Annotated in this window: 22 protein-coding genes; 12 read left to right on the top strand and 10 right to left on the bottom strand. The window is 52.2% G+C overall.

Annotated elements, in window-relative coordinates; all coding sequences use genetic code 11:
- Positions 1-4: 4 nt before the first annotated feature.
- From LMED105_RS08645 to LMED105_RS08615, 8 genes are all read right to left on the bottom strand, one after another.
- Complete coding sequence (locus LMED105_RS08645) at positions 5-553, bottom strand: GNAT family N-acetyltransferase (RefSeq protein ID WP_008250290.1); 549 nt, start codon at positions 551-553, stop codon at positions 5-7.
- A 6-nt stretch (positions 554-559) separates the two neighbouring features.
- Positions 560-1126, bottom strand: coding sequence for a TIGR00730 family Rossman fold protein (locus tag LMED105_RS08640; protein ID WP_008250289.1), 567 nt, complete (start codon positions 1124-1126; stop codon positions 560-562).
- The gene (gene sugE / locus LMED105_RS08635) at positions 1123-1434 is read right to left on the bottom strand and encodes a quaternary ammonium compound efflux SMR transporter SugE (protein WP_008250288.1); all 312 of its coding nucleotides are present in this window, start codon (positions 1432-1434) and stop codon (positions 1123-1125) included. Before sugE ends, LMED105_RS08640 begins: the two co-directional genes overlap by 4 nt.
- Positions 1435-1508: 74 nt before the next feature.
- The gene (locus LMED105_RS17105) at positions 1509-2690 is read right to left on the bottom strand and encodes a Polynucleotide adenylyltransferase region:Metal-dependent phosphohydrolase, HD subdomain (protein ID WP_008250286.1); all 1182 of its coding nucleotides are present in this window, start codon (positions 2688-2690) and stop codon (positions 1509-1511) included.
- Positions 2691-2722: 32 nt separating this feature from the next.
- A complete protein-coding gene (locus tag LMED105_RS08625; RefSeq protein ID WP_008250285.1) occupies positions 2723-3718 on the bottom strand; it encodes a glutathione S-transferase family protein in 996 nt (331 codons plus the stop codon).
- A gap of 53 nt (positions 3719-3771) precedes the next feature.
- Positions 3772-5313 (bottom strand): cryptochrome/photolyase family protein, encoded by a 1542-nt coding sequence (locus LMED105_RS08620; RefSeq protein ID WP_008250283.1) that lies wholly within the window; start codon positions 5311-5313, stop codon positions 3772-3774.
- A 16-nt stretch (positions 5314-5329) separates the two neighbouring features.
- On the bottom strand, positions 5330-5500 hold the full coding sequence (locus LMED105_RS16665) for a DUF2256 domain-containing protein (protein WP_008250280.1): 171 nt from the start codon (positions 5498-5500) through the stop codon (positions 5330-5332).
- Between the two features lie 5 nt (positions 5501-5505).
- Positions 5506-6447 carry a MerR family transcriptional regulator gene (locus LMED105_RS08615; protein WP_008250278.1) on the bottom strand — a complete coding sequence of 314 codons (942 nt, stop codon included), beginning with the start codon at positions 6445-6447 and terminating at the stop codon, positions 5506-5508.
- A gap of 233 nt (positions 6448-6680) precedes the next feature.
- Between LMED105_RS08615 and LMED105_RS16300 the strand changes: the two genes are divergently transcribed.
- The 12 genes from LMED105_RS16300 (at position 6681) to rfaE2 (ending at position 16625) form a co-directional block, all read left to right on the top strand.
- Positions 6681-6995 carry a glutathione peroxidase gene (locus LMED105_RS16300; RefSeq protein ID WP_008250277.1) on the top strand — a complete coding sequence of 105 codons (315 nt, stop codon included), beginning with the start codon at positions 6681-6683 and terminating at the stop codon, positions 6993-6995.
- Positions 6996-7016: 21 nt separating this feature from the next.
- The gene (gene folE2, locus LMED105_RS08605) at positions 7017-7823 is read left to right on the top strand and encodes a GTP cyclohydrolase FolE2 (protein ID WP_008250275.1); all 807 of its coding nucleotides are present in this window, start codon (positions 7017-7019) and stop codon (positions 7821-7823) included.
- Between the two features lie 109 nt (positions 7824-7932).
- The gene (locus LMED105_RS08600; RefSeq protein WP_008250273.1) at positions 7933-9246 is read left to right on the top strand and encodes an NAD(P)/FAD-dependent oxidoreductase; all 1314 of its coding nucleotides are present in this window, start codon (positions 7933-7935) and stop codon (positions 9244-9246) included.
- Complete coding sequence (locus LMED105_RS08595) at positions 9246-10064, top strand: DUF1365 domain-containing protein (protein WP_008250272.1); 819 nt, start codon at positions 9246-9248, stop codon at positions 10062-10064. The genes LMED105_RS08600 and LMED105_RS08595 overlap by 1 nt, the downstream gene beginning before the upstream one ends.
- Entirely contained in the window at positions 10061-11287 is a 1227-nt protein-coding gene (locus tag LMED105_RS08590; protein WP_008250271.1) for a cyclopropane-fatty-acyl-phospholipid synthase family protein, read from the top strand. The genes LMED105_RS08595 and LMED105_RS08590 overlap by 4 nt, the downstream gene beginning before the upstream one ends.
- Positions 11284-11853 carry a chalcone isomerase family protein gene (locus LMED105_RS08585; RefSeq protein WP_008250270.1) on the top strand — a complete coding sequence of 190 codons (570 nt, stop codon included), beginning with the start codon at positions 11284-11286 and terminating at the stop codon, positions 11851-11853. The genes LMED105_RS08590 and LMED105_RS08585 overlap by 4 nt, the downstream gene beginning before the upstream one ends.
- A 15-nt stretch (positions 11854-11868) precedes the next feature.
- Positions 11869-13266 (top strand): MFS transporter, encoded by a 1398-nt coding sequence (locus LMED105_RS08580; protein ID WP_008250269.1) that lies wholly within the window; start codon positions 11869-11871, stop codon positions 13264-13266.
- Complete coding sequence (locus LMED105_RS08575; protein WP_008250268.1) at positions 13263-13829, top strand: DUF3833 domain-containing protein; 567 nt, start codon at positions 13263-13265, stop codon at positions 13827-13829. The genes LMED105_RS08580 and LMED105_RS08575 overlap by 4 nt, the downstream gene beginning before the upstream one ends.
- A 12-nt stretch (positions 13830-13841) precedes the next feature.
- A complete protein-coding gene (locus tag LMED105_RS08570; protein ID WP_008250267.1) occupies positions 13842-14651 on the top strand; it encodes an SDR family oxidoreductase in 810 nt (269 codons plus the stop codon).
- Positions 14635-15123, top strand: coding sequence for a nuclear transport factor 2 family protein (locus LMED105_RS08565; protein ID WP_008250265.1), 489 nt, complete (start codon positions 14635-14637; stop codon positions 15121-15123). Before LMED105_RS08570 ends, LMED105_RS08565 begins: the two co-directional genes overlap by 17 nt.
- 131 nt (positions 15124-15254) lie before the next feature.
- Positions 15255-16118, top strand: a complete 864-nt coding sequence (locus tag LMED105_RS08560; protein ID WP_040512948.1) for a ferritin — start codon at positions 15255-15257, stop codon at positions 16116-16118.
- A gap of 12 nt (positions 16119-16130) precedes the next feature.
- Entirely contained in the window at positions 16131-16625 is a 495-nt protein-coding gene (rfaE2, locus tag LMED105_RS08555) for a D-glycero-beta-D-manno-heptose 1-phosphate adenylyltransferase (protein ID WP_008250261.1), read from the top strand.
- Here rfaE2 and LMED105_RS08550 read toward each other — a convergent pair.
- Both LMED105_RS08550 and LMED105_RS08545 read right to left on the bottom strand, forming a co-directional pair.
- Positions 16622-17761: a mechanosensitive ion channel family protein gene (locus LMED105_RS08550; RefSeq protein ID WP_008250259.1), complete on the bottom strand. Its 1140-nt coding sequence runs from the start codon at positions 17759-17761 to the stop codon at positions 16622-16624. The two genes, rfaE2 and LMED105_RS08550, sit on opposite strands and share 4 nt — an antisense overlap.
- A gap of 114 nt (positions 17762-17875) precedes the next feature.
- Positions 17876-18256, bottom strand: coding sequence for a hypothetical protein (locus tag LMED105_RS08545; RefSeq protein WP_008250256.1), 381 nt, complete (start codon positions 18254-18256; stop codon positions 17876-17878).
- Positions 18257-18267 lie beyond the last annotated feature (11 nt).

Raw genomic sequence — 18267 nt, 5'->3', positions numbered from 1 at the left:
TTCCTCAAAGTGGCGGGGGTGCAGAATTGCCACCCTCACCCAAAGCACGTTGCATAATCAACGTACCTACCCAGCGATTGAACTTGTAACCGACATTGGGCATGCGCCCAACTTCCTGAAAGCCCAGCTTGCGGTGCAACTCAGCCGAACCTGCCGTACCACCTTGAGTAATGACTGCAACCATTTGCCGCCATGGACCTTGTTCGCAACGGCGAATCAACTCGTTGAGCAATGCAGCACCAATGCCCTTGCCGGTGTGGTTGGGTGACAGGTAAACGGAGTCTTCAACGGTGTAACGGTAAGCAGGCCTGGGCCTGTAGCTGACTGCATAGGCATAGCCCACGATCACGTCATCGATATGGGCCACAAGGTAGGGCAAATGGCTGTCCAGTATGGCTTGTCTGCGCGCGCACATTTCTTCATGGGTGGGGGGCACCAGTTCAAAGGTGGCCAACTCCTTGAGTACGTAATGCGCGTAAAGCGCCTGCACGGCGGGCATGTCAGCCAAGGTGGCATCCCGAATATCAAAAGCTGGGTGCATGACATTGTGCATGGCCGCTTAAACCCACTTCACCACCGCGGGTGCGGTGTAGGTTTTGAAGGCCTCGAGAAGCGAATCGGCGCAGGTATTTGCCATCAACATGCTGCGGTGCTGGGGACGAATGAATGACTCGTTGCGGGCATGATCCAGAAACGAGAGCAAACCATCGTAGTAGCCATTCACATTCAATACACCCACAGGTTTGTGATGAAAGCTGAGCTGCGCCCAGGTCAGGATTTCAAACAGCTCTTCGAAAGTTCCCAGGCCTCCGGGCAAGGCGATGAAGCCGTCAGAGCGCTCGGCCATCATGGCTTTGCGCTCGTGCATGTTGCGGGTCACGATCAGCTCAGATAATGCAGGGTGGGCCAACTCTTTGGTCACCAACGATTCAGGAATGATGCCGGTGGCTGTGCCGCCCAGGGCCAATACCTCTTCGGCCACCACACCCATCAAACCCAGATTGGACCCGCCGTACACCAAGCCCAGATTATTACCCACCAAGGCGCGGGCCAAGGCTTTCGCGCCTTCGGTGTATTCAGCCCGATTGCCCGCGCTGGAGCCACAGTACACACAAATATTCTTCATGACAGCTTCAAACCCAGAACACCCAAAACAATCAGCACCACACTGCCAATGCGCAGTGCATTGACGGGCTCATTGAATAAAACAACACCCATCAGTACAGTACCCGCCGCACCAATACCGACCCACACGCTGTAGGCGGTGCCCACCGGCAAGGTTTTCATGGCCAAGCCCAACAAACCGAAGCTGATTGCTGCAGCAATCAAGGTGATGGCAGAAGGAACAAGGCGGGTAAAACCATCGGTGTACTTCAGGCCGATGGCCCATACGATTTCAAAGAGACCTGCTACAAACAGAATTAACCAGGACATGACAACTCCCATTTAACTAAATGGGGCCGTCCCCGATCGAAGGTTGAGCGGTGAGGTCGTCCTCACTTCAAGAATCAAAAGTATTTGGAATGCAATTCTTCCACCCACGCCAAGCGGGCGTTCGCAGCCACTTGGGCCACCTGTTCGCCAAGCGGGTGATTTACAATTTTATCACCAAGAAAAGCTTTGTAATGCCCCTGTTCCAATTCCGCCACAGCCTGCTCGACAAAAGCATGCACCCGCCCTTCCCCATGGATTTGTGCTACAAGCTGGTTCACCTGCCGCAAACGGGCAGGCTTTCTGTACAAATCTACCTGACCGAAAAACCGGGCGAAACTGTCGGGATCGGTGCTTTGCTGCTGCACAAAGGCAAGGCAATGGCATGCCAACACCGACAGGTCTTCGATAGTGCGGGGCAAACGCCATGCCTTGGCCAAGGCTTTGATGTGTGCCAAGCTCAAGAAAAAACCAAGCGAATAAACCCAGCGCGCTTCTGCCCCGGAAAGACTGTTGAGGCAATCGTATTCAGGCTTGTCAAAACTTGAAAACGGCACTGAACAGGCAGGCGCCAATTCACCCCACCCATTGAGTTTGCTGATCAACTTGATCATGCGAGAGGGCTTTTCCTCCCCCATGCCTTTGGTCAATTCGGCGTACACACGCTCGGGCACCAGGTGTTTCAATTCCCCGCTGGCCTGAAGTTCGCGGCACAAGTCCATGGTTTCTTCAGCCACCGAGAAGTCAAGGAAGCGTGCCAAAAAGCGCGCCAAGCGAAGTACACGCAACGGGTCTTCACTGAATGCGGGGCTAACATGCCGCATACACTTGTTTTCAAGATCGGCAAGACCTTGAAACGGGTCGATCAGCCCGCCCTCTGCATTCATGGCCATGGCATTCACGGTGAAGTCACGGCGAGCCAAGTCTTCCTCAAGGGTAACCGAGGGTTCTGCATGAAAGGTGAATCCCTTGTAGCCATGTCCACTTTTACGCTCGGTGCGTGCCAGGGCATATTCTTCGTGGGTGCGCGGATGAAGAAACACGGGAAAGTCAGAACCCACCGGTGTGAAGCCAGCGGCCAGCATGTGGTCAACGGTTGCACCGACGACGACCCAGTCCCGGTCACTGCTGGCACGCCCCATCAACGCGTCGCGCACAGCACCTCCTACCACATACACTTTGACATGGTTGGGTAGTTGTTCAATGACTGGGTCGACTTGAAAACCTTGCAGTTCAGGGTGGCGGGCCATGGGCAACATGAAAATGAATGTTGCCCAAGATTACCATCGAATTATGCAGCGTGGTTTGCAGGCAAACGCGTGCGGTTGTGCTCGCGCGCAAAGTCGATGGCAGGGCCTGCGGGCACAACACGGGTGGGATTGATCATGTCGTGGCTGTAGTAGTAGTGGCGTTTGATGTGGTAAAAATCGACGGTTTCAGCAACACCCGACCACTGATACAACTCGCGCACGTAATTCGAAATATTCGGGAAATCTTCAAGCCTTTGGCGATTGCACTTGAAATGACCGTGGTACACCGCATCAAACCGAATCAGGGTGGTGAACAGGCGCCAGTCGGCTTCAGTAATTTGTGGGCCCACCAGGTAGCGGTTGTTTTCCAGAATTTTCTCGATTGAATCAAGCGCCATAAACACGGCGTTGTAGGCCTCTTCATAGGCACCCTGCGCAGTGGCAAAACCGGCGCGGTACACACCATTGTTGATGTTGTCGTACACCAGGCCATTGACCCTGTCGATCATGCTGCGCAAATTCTCGGGATAGAAATCTTCGTGGTTGCCGGTGATTTCATTGAATGCGGAATTGAACATTCGAATGATTTCAGACGACTCATTGCTGACAATCTGATTGGTTTTCTTGCACCACAGCACAGGCACAGTGACCCGCCCTGAATAGTCGCTTTTGTTGCGTGTGTAAATTTGATGCATGAATTCGCTGCCGAACAACAAGTCGCCAGTACTGCCGGCATCCACATTGAATGTCCAGCCATTGCTGAGCATGTCGGGGCTGACCACTGACACATCAATGTGATTTTCAAGGTTCTTCAACTTGCGAAAAATCAGGGTGCGGTGTGCCCATGGACAGGCCAGCGATACGTACAGGTGGTAGCGCCCACTTTCTGCCTTAAAGCCGCCTGCACCGCTTGGTCCTGCACTGCCATCGGCGGTAACCCAGTTGCGCAATTTGGCGCTTTCGCGCTGGAATTTGCCACCGCTTGAACTGGTGTCATACCACTTGTCTTGCCACTGACCATCTACCAGCAAACCCATGCTTCTACTCCCTGAACTTCAACAACGAAGCCTTACCTTAACAAAGCATGGGCTTACAGTTGTTCAATATTCTTGAAGGTGTCGGCCACTTTTTGCCGAAGTGCAGTGCGTTGCGCATCGTCCAGCCGTGCAATGTTTTTGGCCATCAAACCAGTGCGCGGGTTGGCTGACAGCATTTTTTCATGCTGATCCAGAAAACCCCAGTACAGCGTGGTGAACGGGCAGGCCTGTTCACCGGTTTTCTCAGCCGGGTTGTACTTGCAACCGGTGCAATAGTTGCTCATGCGCTTGATGTAAGCGCCCGATGCAATGTAAGGCTTGCTGGTGAACCGCCCGCCATTGGCAAACAGCGCCATGCCGGCCACATTCGGCAGTTCAACCCATTCCACAGCATCCACATACACCGCCAAGAACCAATCCTCGACCTGCTGTGGCACAAGCCCCGCCAGCAGGGCAAAGTTGCCGATCACCATCAGGCGTTGAATGTGGTGCGCATAACCGTAGTCCAGCGTTTGACCAATCGAATCTTTCAGGCAATTCATGTGGGTATTGCCAGTCCAGAACCATTTGGGCAGATCAAGTTTGGCTTGCAAATAATTGTCTTCACGCATCTTGGGCATGTCCAGCCAATACACCCCGCGCATGAATTCACGCCAACCCAGAATTTGGCGAATGAACCCTTCTGCACTGGCCACATCCACTTTGCCAGCGCGATAGGCCGCTTCTGCTTTTTGTATCACCTCGAGCGGATGTAACAAATGCAGATTGATTGAACTGGAAACAAGCGAGTGCCAGCCGAACGGTGTGTTGGTCCACATGGCGTCCTGATAAGTACCGAAGTTGGCGAACCGGTTCTCGATGAAATTATCGAGCGCCTGCAAAGCTTGTGTGCGTGTAACTGGCCATGCAAAATTTTTAAGCGTACCGGGATGATCCGGGAAATTTTCTTCAACCTCAGCAAACACCGCTTGCGTTATTTCATCGGGTTCAAAAAATGCAGGGGGTGTAATATCGCCGGGGCCGGCTTTGGGAAATGCACTGCGATTGTCTGCATCAAAATTCCACTTGCCGCCAGCAGGTTCAACACCCTCCATCAACACACCGGTGCGCTTGCGCATTTCGCGATAAAAATACTCCATGCGCATTTGTTTGTAGCCACTGGCCCACTTTGCAAATTCCGACCGACTGCACAAATAATGTGTGTCTTCAAGTAGTCGCAACTTCAGATTTTCCGACTTCGCAAACTTCAAAAATTCTTGTTCCAGGCGCCACTCACCTGGCTCGGCCATATCAATGCTGGTGTACCCGTGCTGTTTGCACAGGTTTGCAACTTCAGTGGTCAAGTTGTTTTGGCCCGTGTCGCGCAAGCTGCGGTAATGCACGGTGTAACCCGCCTTGCGCAATTCTTCTGCAAAATGGCGCATGGCACTGAGAAACAAAGCGACTCGCACTTTGTGAACCCACACCACAGTGGATTCAACAGGTGACTCCACCATGAGTATGTCTGCTGATTTCGGGGGGTTGGCCAGAAGTGCGGGGTTGTTAAGGTCGAGTTGATCGCCCAACACAACCACGGCTTTGGTTTTGCTGCTCATGCTATTTACTGCCTGCTTATTTGCTGCCCGCTCTGGGCGCCGCCTTGCGGCAGGCCTCTGAGCAATATTTTACGTCATCCCAATTCTTGGCCCAGCTTTTGCGCCAGGTCATTTCCTTCCCGCACACGGTGCAAAGCTTGCTGGGCAAATAAGATTTATTGCCTTTGAAAGACCGCTTATCCGGCACGGAAATTAATTCTGATTGAATTTGTTGCGCAGTCGCCAGTCTGCAATTGATTCACTGATGGACTCCAGGCTGGACAACAACACGAAATCTTCAGAAGGCTTTTTGCGCAATGCTGTAGAAGAGCCACCACACCAAATTTCAACCATCGGAGGCAATTTTTCACGCAACTCGGCCACTGCTTCCAGCACGGCGGGCGAACTTTGAATAACAGAGAATGACAGGGCCACAATATTGATGTTCTGCGCGCGCGAGGCCAACACAATGTCGTAAATCGGGGTTTGAGTGCCCAAAGAAATACACTGTGCGCCCTCCATGGAAAAAATGCACTCAGCCATCAGCAAACCCAAACCATGCAATTCGTTGGGCAGTGTGGTCAGCAACACCCGCGGGCCTTTGCGTGTGGACGGAATGGTGTTCAAGGCATTGCGCAACACCACCTGAATGGTTTCGGTGTAGATGTGCTCTTCAAAAATTTCAAAATAACCACGCGCCCAGGCATCGCCCACCATTGCGTTCATGGGTGCAACCACCTCTACCACGAAACGATGCAGCCCCATCGTCAGCGCAAGGCGCGACATGGTTTGGCGGAATTCTTCGGCATCGTGCCGCTTGATCAGTTCCATGTAACTGTTTAGCTCGTCCAGGCTGTCAGGCGCCACATTCATGCGCGACCCCGCACTGCTGACCTCGGCCAGTTTCACCAACTCATCAATGCTCAACCCGATGATTTTTCCTGGGCGATGCCCACCATCGAGCAAGCGCTTGATGACTCGCAGTTTTTCAACCTGATCAATGGAATAAATGCGCTCGCCGAAAGAATCACGGCCAGGCTGCGGGAAGTTATAGCGTTTTTCCCAAACACGCAGGGTGTCCTTGGGCAAGCCGGTATCCCGCTCGACTGCTGCAATTGAAAATGAGGGTTGACTTAAATCTGCACGCTCATTCATACCTGAACCTGACCACGGTGAAACTTCAACATCTTTGTTTTGTCCTAGACAAATTGACTTGCCACTCTGAACGAATAATAATGGAACTCAAAGCCTGATTACTAATCAAATTAGCATATTGGCTGAGATTTCACCACACATATAGAGACATTCAAGTGGATAAAGCGCATTGTAAAGACAAGCATCTGTCTAGTCCAGTCCGGGTAAACCTTGGGGAACGGGTTCTGGCCGGAATGATCGCGCTGTTTGGCTTGCCGCTGTGGAATTCTGCGCAGGCAAAGCCTGGCCAGTACAAGTCCAAAGGCTTCAGTGTGGTGGGCTTTCCATCCAGCGACTTTGGCATGGTGAAAGGGGATGTGGCCAACCCCTTGTATAAGCATTTGGCCAAAGCCAGCGGAGAACAACCTGACTGGAATTTTCACAAATACCTGATCAATCGCAAGGGCGAAGTGGTTGGCACCATCAAAAGCGGTGTTTCACCCACCAGCCCCCAGATTACCCAGGCAATTCGCCGTGCACTCGATGCACATCCAATCACAGAGCAGTAATTATCATTGGAGCGCTTCTTCATGAATGCACCGGACGGACTTTTTCTACCTGACGAACAATCACGCGCGGACAAGCGCAACATTGCCATTCAACGCGTGGGTGTGCGCGCAATCAAGCACCCAATCATTGTGGAAACACTGGAAGGCCCTCAGCCATCTGTGGCCACAATCGACATGTCAGTGTTTCTGCCCAGCGATGTGAAAGGCACGCACATGTCGCGGTTCCTTGAAATTCTTCAAACCCAGGAAAGCGCCCTCACGCCTGTGGGCATGAAACAAATGATGCGGGACATGCTTCAACGCCTGGACTCCAACGCCGGCACCATCACCATGAAGTTTCCCTACTTCGTGCGCAAGGTTGCACCCGTGTCGGGTGTAGCCAGCTTGCTGGACTATGAGGTGACCCTGGAAGCGGACAACAATGGCGACAAAAACACCGATGTGTTCATGACCGTGGTGGTGCCTGTGACCAGCCTGTGCCCCTGCTCCAAGAAAATTTCCGAGTATGGCGCGCACAACCAACGCAGCCACATCACGATTCGCGCCTTGGTGGCCGATGGCATTGCTGTTGAGGAACTGATCCGGATGGCGGAAGAATCGGCTTCTTGCGAACTGTGGGGCTTGCTCAAGCGCCCAGACGAAAAATATGTCACCGAGCGCGCTTACGACAACCCGAAATTTGTTGAAGACCTGGTTCGCGATGTTGCCATTCGCCTGAGAGCCAGCAAAAAGGTTTTGGCTTACAAGATTGAAAGTGAAAACTTTGAATCAATCCACAATCACTCAGCAGTTGCATGGATTGAAGAAGACAAACGCAAACAAAATTAGTCGGTAACCTGGCTCTGGCTCGAAAAGCCAGAGCCAATTTCACTTACTGCAGTAAATAAAAGGTTAGGATGCTGGTGAATACCCTTGCTTTTTTTAACCCTGAGTACACATGATCAAGAATTCAAAAGAATTGCTGCCCAAAGTCGCCATTGTGGGTGGAGGAATTTCTGGCCTTACCGCCGCTTATGCCCTGCGCGAACATGCACACACCACGTTGTTTGAAGCCAATGATTATATTGGGGGCCACACCAACACCGTAGACATTGAAGTCGAGGGGAAACAGGTTGCGGTGGACACGGGCTTTTTGGTGTACAACGAACGAACCTACCCTAACCTGATTCGCCTGTTTGATGAACTTGCTGTGGAAACCGTGGAATCGGACATGTCCTTTTCAGTGTGTTTGCCTGAGTTGAATATTGAATGGGCAGGCACGAACCTGAACACTGTATTTGCGCAGCGCAGAAATTTGTTGCGCCCGCGTTTTATTCGCATGTTGCTGGATATTTTGCGCTTCAACAAAGAAGCCACTGCGATGGTGGCCGACGCTGGCCGGGCAGCACTCTTTCAAAGCAAAGCGAAAATGCAGTTGGGCGACTACCTGATCGAGGAAAAATACAGTGCAGAGTTCCGCGACTGGTATTTGATTCCCATGGCTGCGGCCATTTGGTCTTGCCCCAGCGAGCAGATGCTGGCGTTCCCTCTGGCCACATTCATTCAGTTTTGTCACAACCACGGTTTGCTGCAAGTTAATGACCGGCCCAAGTGGTTCACTGTGAAAAACGGTGCGCGCAATTACGTGCAAAAAATATTGCCTTTCGTCGACGAAGTGCACCACAGCACACCTGTGCTGGAAGTTAATTCCACAGGTGCAAAACCGATCGTAAAAACCAAACTGGGCGACCTGGAATTTGACCATGTAATAATGGCATGCCACAGCGATGAAGCACTGGGCATGCTCAAGGGCAACGACCTGCAAAAAAACCAGCTAGAACACATTAAATATCAGCCCAATGTGGCCTTCTTGCACACAGATGTGAAACTGATGCCCAAAACCCGCAGCACGTGGTCATCCTGGAACTACTTGAGCGACGTGTTGAATCCCCAGCCCAGTGTGTCGGTAACCTACTGGAGCAATCTGCTTCAACCTTTGCCAGTGAAAAAACCGATTTTCGTGACGCTGAACCCGATTATCCAGCCCGATGCAAAGCAGGTATTCCGGGAAATTCATTATTCCCACCCCGTGTTTGACGTGCCGGCGGTTCAGGCTCAACAGGCCCTGACCGAACTTCAGGGCTTGAACAATGTCTATTTGGCAGGTGCGTGGATGAAATACGGCTTTCACGAAGACGGGCATACCTCAGGCTTGAACGCCGCACGCGCGGTGATCGACAAGTTGGCAAAAACCAGACAAAAGGCGGCTTGATGGCGCAGGGGCGTTTTCAACTCAACGAAGTAAAACTGGCCTGGGGCTTGGTGAAGCATCACCGGGCACTTCCCAAGGCCAACGGCTTTACTGCGGGTGCCTGCTTTGTACGCCTCGTTTTTTCGACGCAATCCGATTCAAAACCCACACATGCCTACCCGGTGATTGACGGCAAAGGCTTGGTGTCGGTTTCGGCACGCAATTACGGGTTTGAGCCACACACCTTAGGCTTCCCCGAGTTTGTTCCCGAGTTGGTACACAAGGTGGAACAGGAAACGGGTATGGCACTGCAAGGCCAAGTGCATTTGCACACCTTCCCCAAGGTGTTGGGCTATGTGTTCAACCCAGTCAGCTTTTGGTATTTCCACGATGAGGCGCAACAGTGCCGCGCCGTGATGTGTGAAGTGAACAACACTTTTGGTGAAAGACATTTTTATTTACTAACGGCCCCGGAAAGCAAAGCACCGCTGAACAAAGGCATGCTGCTGCATGCCCGAAAAGAATTTCATGTGTCGCCTTTTTTCCCGGTGTCAGGGCGCTATGAGTTCAGGTTTGTGAGCAGCACAGACCGCACAATGGCTCGCATTAATTACTTTGAAGGATCGGTTCAACAGCTTAGCACCAGCGTGAGCGGAGAACTGATGCATCCAAGCACCCTGCTTTGGGGTAAAACCTTATTGAAATACGGCTGGTTTACATTGGCCGTGATTGCAAAAATTCATTGGCAAGCAGTGAAACTTCTATTCAAAGGCGCGAAGTTTCATGGCAAGCCAGCCCCGCCCCGTCAAACAATTACGCAGACTGAACTCGAAGCATGACTCAAGCCATTACTTTTTCCCAGTTCCAACTGCCCAGCCACGCACCATCGTCGGCCCAGTGGACCCTGAAATTGCTGACCAAACTGAAGAAAGGCCGCCTGGAGATTGTGACTCCCGAAGGTGTCCACTTGCTGTTTGGGGGCGAAGAGGACCAACCCAGCGCAAAAATCAAGTTGAACTCGTGGGCCGTGTGCCAACGGGCTTTGAAAGCTGGTGATATCGGCTTTGCTGAAGCCTACATCGCGGGCGAATGGGAAACTCAGGATATAGCCTCTATTCTTGGCGTGTTTCTGGAAAACCGCAAAGCTGTTGAAACAGTTATTTATGGCAGTTTTCTGGGCAGTATTGCTTACAAAATCAAACATCTGCTGAATCGCAACACCAAGGCACAGGCCAAGAAAAACATTCATGCCCATTACGATTTGGGCAATCCGTTTTACCAGTTGTGGCTAGACCCGACCATGACCTACTCAAGCGCACTGTTTGATGGTGACACCAGCTTGAGCCTGGAGCAGGCGCAACACGCCAAGTACCAGGCCATGCTCAACTACCTGACCCCAAAGTCCGGGGAGCAGGTTTTGGAAATTGGTTGTGGTTGGGGTGGTTTTGCCGAGAAAGCCTGTGCGGCAGGCGCCAACCTGGTGGGCCTGACCTTGTCGACCGAACAACTGGCTTATGCCAAAGCGCGGTTGGCCAAACAGGGTTTTGCAGATCAAGCTGACTTCCGTCTGCAGGATTACCGGGACTGCCGTGGCCAATTTGACCACATTGCCTCAATTGAAATGTTTGAAGCCGTGGGTGAAGAATATTGGCCAGCCTACTTTCAATCAGTGAATCGTCTGCTGAAGAAGGGTGGCAAGGCAGCCATTCAAACGATTGTGATTCAAGACGAGTTGTTTGACCGTTACCGCAAAGGTACCGATTTTATTCAGCAGTATATTTTCCCGGGTGGCATGTTGCCCTCACCTGCCAAATTCAGGGCCATGGCAGAGAAGCATGGTTTGCGCGTGGTGTCGGAAAAAGCCTTTGGAAAAGACTATGCTGAAACATTACGCCGCTGGCGAGAACAATTCATGAAAACGCTTAAACAGGTTAAAAACCAGGGCTTCGACGATCCATTCATTCGCACTTGGGAATTTTACCTGGCCTACTGCGAAGCAGGGTTTGAATACGAGAGCACCGATGTCATTCAGTTTTACCTCGAGAAGGTGGAGAATCAATGAAGTTGTTTCCGGCTCAGTTTATTCAACGCGCGCTGTTGTGCCTGGCCCTGCTGGGCACTGCACCCTTGGCGCTGGCCAACAGCAACCTGAACCCGCCGCCGAAACAGGTCACACAAACCATTGAGAATGCGAAGCTGATGGGCTACGGCACGCTGCGCTGGTTTGGTTTGCGCGTGTATGACGGGCAACTGTGGTCCAACACCGACCCGGAAGGCTTTAACTACAAACGTGACCCTGCATGGCTGGAACTGAAATACGCCCGCGATTTTGAAGGCAGCGATATTGCCGAGCGCAGCATTGATGAAATGGAAGAAATTGGTGCGGGCACTGAGGTTCAGCGCCAGGGTTGGCTGGTGAAGCTAAATGAAATTTTTCCAGACGTCAAAAAAGGCCACACCTTGAGTGCCTTGTTTACACCGGGCAAAGGGGTTCAGTTTTTTCGCAATGGCTTGCCTTTGGCCAAAGTGGACGACCCCGAGCTGGCCGAAGCCTTTATGGGTATTTGGCTGGATCCAAAAACTTCAGCGCCTGAAATGCGCCGCGAATTGATCGGCTTAAAACGCTGATACGGCTGCGCCGACATGATCCAACCGCCCCGCACCAGCGCCAAAGACCTGCTGAATTACGGCCTTCTGGGCTGGGCCCTGGGCGCCGTGGCTGTGCCCATCTACATTCAGGTGCCCTACCTGTACTCCCGCATTTACGAAGTGCCATCCGCATGGGTGGGCGTTATCCTGCTGCTGTCACGGTTACTGGATGCTGTACTCGACCCCGCAATTGGCCTGTGGGTAGACCGCCGAAGTGGTCAGGGAAACCGCTACGCCTTGCCCTTGTTGCTGGCGGTGCCTTTGTTGTTATTGGGCATGGCGGGTGTATTTTTCCCGCTGGGAAGCACACCCACTGAATATGCGGCCAGCCTCATGGTCAGTTTGATTGTGGTACATCTTGGCTACAGCTTTGCCAGCATTGCTTACCAGGCCTGGGGAGCTGAACTGGGCCACACCGACAAAGAACGCTCTACTTATGTGGCAGTGCGTGAAGGCGTAGGCATTCTGGGTGTGGTGTTTGCCGTGTCGCTGGCACTTGAAACGAATGCAGGACTGATCTTCACGGTGTTCGCCGTGATGCTGGTGCTGGGTATGTTTTTGTTGCTGAAGTATTCGCCACAACCCGACCGAACAGCTCAACAGGGTTTTCAGCACACTGCCAACCCATTGGCTCAAACATTCAACAACGCGCAAGCCAGCGTGGCCGCTGCGATTCGCAAAGGCTTTGCCGACATCGTGCAACCGTTGCGCCGACAAAACTTCCGCAAGTTAATGGGAGTATTTTTGTGCAACGGGTTGGCCGCTGCACTGCCGGCCACGCTAGTGCCTTTTTACATGCGCGACCGCCTGGGCTTGGGCGATTCTGATCAATGGGTGCTGGCTGTTTACTTTTTGGTTGGCGCAGCGTCCACGGTATTCTGGGTGTGGCTGGCCAGCAAAATTGGCCTGGCGCGTTCTTGGTTGTTGGGCATGGTGCTGTCCATCCCCGCCTTCATCGTTGTGATTGCCTTGGGTGAAGGTGATCTGGCTGGCTATCTGTTTGTATGCATTGTCACTGGCTTCGCGTTGGGCGCCGATTTGTCGCTACCCGCAGCCTTGGTCGCCCGCTTGATCGAGGAAAACGGCGAGCGAGGCAAAACCGAAGGCACTTACTTTGGTCTTTGGAACTGGATCAACAAATTCAACCTGGCCTTGGCACCCAGCTTTGCACTGGGCACCTTGCAGTGGTTCAGCTATTCAGCAGACATGGCAAAAACCGAGTCTTATCAAAACATGGGTTTGCTGCAACAACTGGCCAACGACCCGCTGCTGTGGGTTTACGCCTTGGTGCCCTGTGCCCTGAAGTTGCTGGCCATTGTGCTGCTGGGCCGCAGTGGCCTGGCCAGCCTGAACCGAACAACAAGTAATACCGCAATTGGGAGTACAGCATGACTATCGCAAAGCAATGGGCAAAACAATGGGCACGCAAACTGCAACTGGGCTTCCTTGCCCTGGCTGGTGCGTTGATTTTAACCGCGTGCGCGAGCCCGCAACCCGCGGACTATGCACAGGAAAAACCGGTGCTTGACCTGAAAGAATATTTCAATGGCACTATTGATGCGTGGGGCGTGTTTCAGGACCGTTCTGGCAAAGTTGTAAAGCGTTTCACCGTGGTCATGAAATGCACTTGGGATGGCAATACTGGCGTACTGGATGAAGACTTTGTTTACTCCGATGGCACAACCCAAAAACGGGTGTGGACATTGAAGAAAGACGGTAACAAGTACACCGGCACCGCGGGCGACGTTCTGGGGCAAGCCAACGGAGAAACTTCTGGCAACGCATTTCAGTGGAAGTACACCATGCTGCTGCCAGTCGATGGCACCACCTACGAAGTGCAGTTCGATGACTGGATGTACCAGATGGACGACAAGGTGATGCTGAACCGGGCCACCATGAGCAAATTTGGCATTGAATTGGGCGAAGTGCTGTTGAGCTTTCGCAAACGAGATTAAGAAGGAACCCGCATGAGCTTTAACCCGAAACTGACCCAGTGGAAAAACAAGCGGGTGTGGCTGGTGGGCGCATCCACCGGTATTGGCGAGGCCTTGGCACGTCAGCTGGACCAGCTGGGTTGCAAACAAATGTTGTCGGCGCGCAGTGCCGACAAACTAACCACACTGGCAGGTGAGCTGCAACACGCCACCGCCCTGCCCCTGGATATTACCCAACAAGCCGCAGTGAAAACGGCTTTCGACAATGTCATGGCCGCTTGGGGTGGTGTGGATTTGATCGTGCTAATGGCAGGCACTTACTCGGAGATGTCGGTTGCTGAATTCGACATTGAAAAAGTAAAACAACAAATTGATGTCAACCTGAACGGCACCATGTATGTGCTGGCCAATGCACTACCCAAGCTGCTTGAACAGAAGTCGGGGCACCTGGCCATCGTCTCGAGTGTGGCGGGTTATCGGGGTTTGCCAAACTCACTGGCCTATGGCCCCACCAAGGCGGCATTGATCAATCTGGCCGAAGCTTTGCATGTGGAATTACAACCCCACCACGTGGGCGTAAGCGTGGTGAACCCAGGCTTTGTAGACACGCCGCTGACCCGCAAAAACACCTTTCCCATGCCATTTTTAATTACTGCTGAAAAAGCGGCACAGGAAATTATTACAGGGCTGGAAAAAGGTGAGTTCGAAATTCATTTCCCCAAAGCATTCACACGTACCCTGCGTACCTTGCGCATACTGCCTTATTCACTGTACTTTGCTGCGGTGCGCAAACTGACTGCAAACAAAAACAAAGCGGAACTGGGTCATGAGCAAAGCAAATAACACCGCCCACAAAACTGGTGGCCTGGCTCCGCTGGATCGTCAGCAGTTGTCCGAACCCTTGCGCAGATTAATCGATTTTTTTGAGCACCTCACTGAGCAAACCGTGGCTGACATGCCCAGGTTTTACGCGGGTGACGCCTATTTCAAAGACCCGTTCAACGAAGTGAACCGGGTAGAAGACATCGCCCGTATTTTTGGCGAGATGTTCCATCAGGTCGACAACCCGCGCTTTGTAGTGCACACCGCGTTTCAATCGGGTCAACAAGTGTTCATGGCTTGGGACTTCCTGTTCGAGATGAAGCGCTTCAAGGTGGGGCAAGTGCAGTGCATCAAAGGATCGTCGCACCTGCAGTTGAACCAAAATGGCCTTGTGCAGTCACACAGGGACTATTGGGACACAGCTGAGGAGCTGTACGAGAAGATCCCGGTGCTGGGGGGACTGATGCGCTGGTTGAAAAAACAGGCAGGCTGAAAGCCTGAATTCGACCTGTTTCGGCGTACACATGTGCACATAAATGCCATGTGTCACCAAATCTTCATGCGCTTCATGACATGTCTTGTTAAAATCACAAAGTCGAATTTATTCAGTGAAGGTGGAGCAACATGTTGTATCCAGAGTTATTCAGGTCGTTGGAGTCCGTTCGTTGGAACATGGAAAAGGACATCAACTGGGATCAGTTTGATGCCTCCAAGTTGTCTGAAGAACAGGCCCAAACCATCAAAATGAACGCCATTACCGAGTGGTCGGCTTTGCCCGCTACCGAAATGTTTTTGCGTGATAACAAACACGACAGCGACTTCTCTGCCTTCATGTCCATTTGGTTTTTTGAGGAGCAAAAGCACTCACTGGTGTTGATGGAATATTTGCGCCGTTTCCGCCCCGACTTGCTGCCCACAGAAGAAGAGCTGCACGCTGTGCGCTTTGAATTTGACCCGGCACCACCCCTTGAAACACTGATGCTGCACTTCTGCGGCGAAATTCGATTGAACCATTGGTACCGCTGCGCCTCAGATTGGCATACAGAACCGGTGATCAAGCAAATTTACAAAATCATTTCACATGACGAGGCACGTCACGGTGGTGCTTACCTGCGCTACATGAAAAAAGCCTTGGTCGAAGTGGGCGATGGTGCACGTGCTGCATTCAGTAAAATTGGCGTGCTCATGGCCTCGGCCCGTCGCACACAAAAACCATTGCACCCCACCAATTTGCATGTGAACAAAGACCTGTTCCCGAACGACACCGTACAAAGCCGCTTGCCCGATCCGGATTGGCTGGAAAACTGGCTGGATGGTCAAATTCGCTTTGACGCCGACTGGGAAAAGAAAGTGGTTGACCGCATTTTGCACAACATGAGCTTGCTGTTTGAACGCACTTTTGAATCGGTGCAAGACTTGAACCGCTACCGCAAGGAAGTCATGGCGCGTTTGGGCGCAACCGAACCGCCTGTTGGCAACGCAGCCTGATTAGATTGCACCATGACAACAACCGGAAAACCGGCACGCTTTGAAAAAAAAGTGTGCCACCCCAGCGAACTCGCTGAACGCGCACAGCAACTCAAAGGCCCCGTGGTTTTTACCAACGGGGTTTTTGATTTGTTGCACCGTGGGCATGTCACTTACCTGGACCAAGCCGCGCAAGAAGGCCAGAGCCTGATCGTGGCAGTCAATTCGGATGAATCCGTCAAACGCTTGGGCAAGGGACCAGACCGTCCCATCAACACCCAAGTGGATCGCATGCATGTACTGGCCGCGCTGGAGTGCGTAGCTTTGGTCACCTACTTCGAAGAAGACACGCCTTTGAATGCAATTCTGGCGGCGCGCCCGGATGTACTGGTAAAAGGTGGCGATTGGCCCGTTGAAAAGATGGTGGGGGCCAAAGAGGTGCAAAGCTGGGGAGGCACGGCACTGTCTATCGCGTTTGAGCACGAGCGCAGCACCACCGCCACGCTCGAGAAAATCCGCAAACTTTAAGGCTGCTGAACCGGTTGAACACCTGCCTGTGCAAATTGCTCAGGCAGACTGGCCACGTGCAATGTGGTGGTGGGAAAAGCAATTTCAGCGCCGTGCTGTTCAATAATTTCAGCGATTTTCAGCAACACGTCTTGCTTCACCTCGTGGTATTTCACCCAAATGGTAGTTTTCGTGAAGGTGTACACCATCAAGTTAACGCTTGAGTCAGCAAACTGATTCAGATTCACAATCAAGGTTTGATTGTCATCAATTTCGTCGTGCTCAATCAACATGCGCTTGACCGAATCGACGATACTGCGCACCTGTTGCAAATCCTCATAACGCACACCCACCGTTTCCTGAATTCGACGGTGCGTCATGCGCGACGGGTTTTCAAGTGAAATTGTGCTGAAAGTGGCGTTGGGCACATACAGCGGGCGTTTGTCAAAGGTGCGTATGCGCGTGAGTCGCCAGCCGATGTGCTCTACGGTGCCTTCGATATTTTTGTCGGGTGAGCGTACCCAGTCACCCACTACAAACGGTCGATCCATGTACACAGTCAGACCACCAAAAAAATTCGCCAGTAAGTCTTTCGCAGCAAAACCCACTGCAATACCACCCACTCCGCCGAATGCAAGTACACCCGAAATACTGAACCCCAGATTTTGAAGAATCACCAAGGCAGCAGTGATGATGATGGAGGCGCGAAGCAGTTTGCCGATGGCGCTGGCCGTGGTGGCGTCGAGCGGTTCTTTGACCCGGTCCGGACTTTGCAGGGCAAGCTCGAATCGCTTGGCCAGACCAAACAGGAACCAGGTGATCAACACAATGACACCCACCCTGCGAACTGGGTCGATGAATTCAAAGATTTCCGCGTTGCTCGCGGTATGTGTGATTCTGGCAGCCCAGGAAATACCAAGTAACCAGATCAGAATCTTCAGTGGCTTACGGGCGCTTTCGAGGAACACATCGTCCCAGGGATTGTTTGATCTTTCAGCAAGTCGACCCAAGCGATTGAAAACCAAACCCACGGTGTAACTGACCAAAAGGGTCAGAAATACAACCATAAAAACCTGGTACACCCAAGTGTTGTAAGCAAACACTTTGCTGGGCACACCCAAGCTGACAAGCCATTCTTGCAGGCTGGAAAAATTCATGACTACTTTTTGTTGGTATCGAAAAGAAACAGTGTAGAGAACCTGAACAACAAAAATGCCCCCGAAGGAGCATTTTTGAACACTGCGTTTTGAAAGACTGAATGAAACAGCAAATTACTTCTTGTCAGCCTTCAGCTTGCCGCCAGCTTTCACATCGGCTTTTACGTCGGCCTTGGCTTTCACGTCGGCGGCAGACTCAAGCTGACCTGTGCGCTTGCCCACTTCACCTTTGGCTTCAGAATGCAAGGCACCTGCTTCACTGCGCATTTCATCGCCCTGAGACTTGGCGCCTTTCACGGCCGCACTGGACTTGCCTTTCAAGTCAGCATTGGCGTTGGCATCGGCTTTGGCTTTGGCGTCTGCATTCAGAGAAACTCCGGGCACTTCAGCCTTTACGCCTACACCTGTGTTCACACCCAAGCCCACCGCCATGGCGGAAGCGGAAAACATCAGGGCACTGCTCAGTACGGCAAATTTCAAGGTATTTTTATTCATGGTTAAAGTCC

The sequence above is a fragment of the Limnobacter sp. MED105 genome (assembly GCF_000170915.1).
In the GTDB taxonomy this organism is placed as follows: Bacteria; Pseudomonadota; Gammaproteobacteria; order Burkholderiales; family Burkholderiaceae_B; genus Limnobacter.
The sequence above is the reverse complement of the archived record's forward strand: the minus strand, read 5'-3'. Positions and strand labels throughout refer to the sequence as shown.

Excerpts from the sequence above, each read along its gene's own strand:
- sugE (WP_008250288.1), bottom strand. The coding sequence starts at position 1,434 with ATGTCCTGGTTAATTCTGTTTGTAGCAGGTCTCTTTGAAATCGTATGG.
- LMED105_RS08545 (WP_008250256.1), bottom strand. The coding sequence starts at position 18,256 with ATGAATAAAAATACCTTGAAATTTGCCGTACTGAGCAGTGCCCTGATG.
- LMED105_RS08600 (WP_008250273.1), top strand. The coding sequence starts at position 7,933 with ATGATCAAGAATTCAAAAGAATTGCTGCCCAAAGTCGCCATTGTGGGT.
- LMED105_RS08560 (WP_040512948.1), top strand. The coding sequence starts at position 15,255 with ATGTTGTATCCAGAGTTATTCAGGTCGTTGGAGTCCGTTCGTTGGAAC.
- LMED105_RS08570 (WP_008250267.1), top strand. The coding sequence starts at position 13,842 with ATGAGCTTTAACCCGAAACTGACCCAGTGGAAAAACAAGCGGGTGTGG.
- LMED105_RS17105 (WP_008250286.1), bottom strand. The coding sequence starts at position 2,690 with ATGTTGCCCATGGCCCGCCACCCTGAACTGCAAGGTTTTCAAGTCGAC.
- LMED105_RS08615 (WP_008250278.1), bottom strand. The coding sequence starts at position 6,447 with ATGAATGAGCGTGCAGATTTAAGTCAACCCTCATTTTCAATTGCAGCA.
- LMED105_RS08585 (WP_008250270.1), top strand. The coding sequence starts at position 11,284 with ATGAAGTTGTTTCCGGCTCAGTTTATTCAACGCGCGCTGTTGTGCCTG.
- rfaE2 (WP_008250261.1), top strand. The coding sequence starts at position 16,131 with ATGACAACAACCGGAAAACCGGCACGCTTTGAAAAAAAAGTGTGCCAC.
- folE2 (WP_008250275.1), top strand. The coding sequence starts at position 7,017 with ATGAATGCACCGGACGGACTTTTTCTACCTGACGAACAATCACGCGCG.
- LMED105_RS08590 (WP_008250271.1), top strand. The coding sequence starts at position 10,061 with ATGACTCAAGCCATTACTTTTTCCCAGTTCCAACTGCCCAGCCACGCA.
- LMED105_RS08625 (WP_008250285.1), bottom strand. The coding sequence starts at position 3,718 with ATGGGTTTGCTGGTAGATGGTCAGTGGCAAGACAAGTGGTATGACACC.
- LMED105_RS08645 (WP_008250290.1), bottom strand. The coding sequence starts at position 553 with ATGCACAATGTCATGCACCCAGCTTTTGATATTCGGGATGCCACCTTG.
- LMED105_RS08580 (WP_008250269.1), top strand. The coding sequence starts at position 11,869 with ATGATCCAACCGCCCCGCACCAGCGCCAAAGACCTGCTGAATTACGGC.
- LMED105_RS08620 (WP_008250283.1), bottom strand. The coding sequence starts at position 5,313 with ATGAGCAGCAAAACCAAAGCCGTGGTTGTGTTGGGCGATCAACTCGAC.
- LMED105_RS08575 (WP_008250268.1), top strand. The coding sequence starts at position 13,263 with ATGACTATCGCAAAGCAATGGGCAAAACAATGGGCACGCAAACTGCAA.
- LMED105_RS08565 (WP_008250265.1), top strand. The coding sequence starts at position 14,635 with ATGAGCAAAGCAAATAACACCGCCCACAAAACTGGTGGCCTGGCTCCG.
- LMED105_RS16300 (WP_008250277.1), top strand. The coding sequence starts at position 6,681 with ATGATCGCGCTGTTTGGCTTGCCGCTGTGGAATTCTGCGCAGGCAAAG.
- LMED105_RS08550 (WP_008250259.1), bottom strand. The coding sequence starts at position 17,761 with ATGAATTTTTCCAGCCTGCAAGAATGGCTTGTCAGCTTGGGTGTGCCC.
- LMED105_RS08595 (WP_008250272.1), top strand. The coding sequence starts at position 9,246 with ATGGCGCAGGGGCGTTTTCAACTCAACGAAGTAAAACTGGCCTGGGGC.
- LMED105_RS08640 (WP_008250289.1), bottom strand. The coding sequence starts at position 1,126 with ATGAAGAATATTTGTGTGTACTGTGGCTCCAGCGCGGGCAATCGGGCT.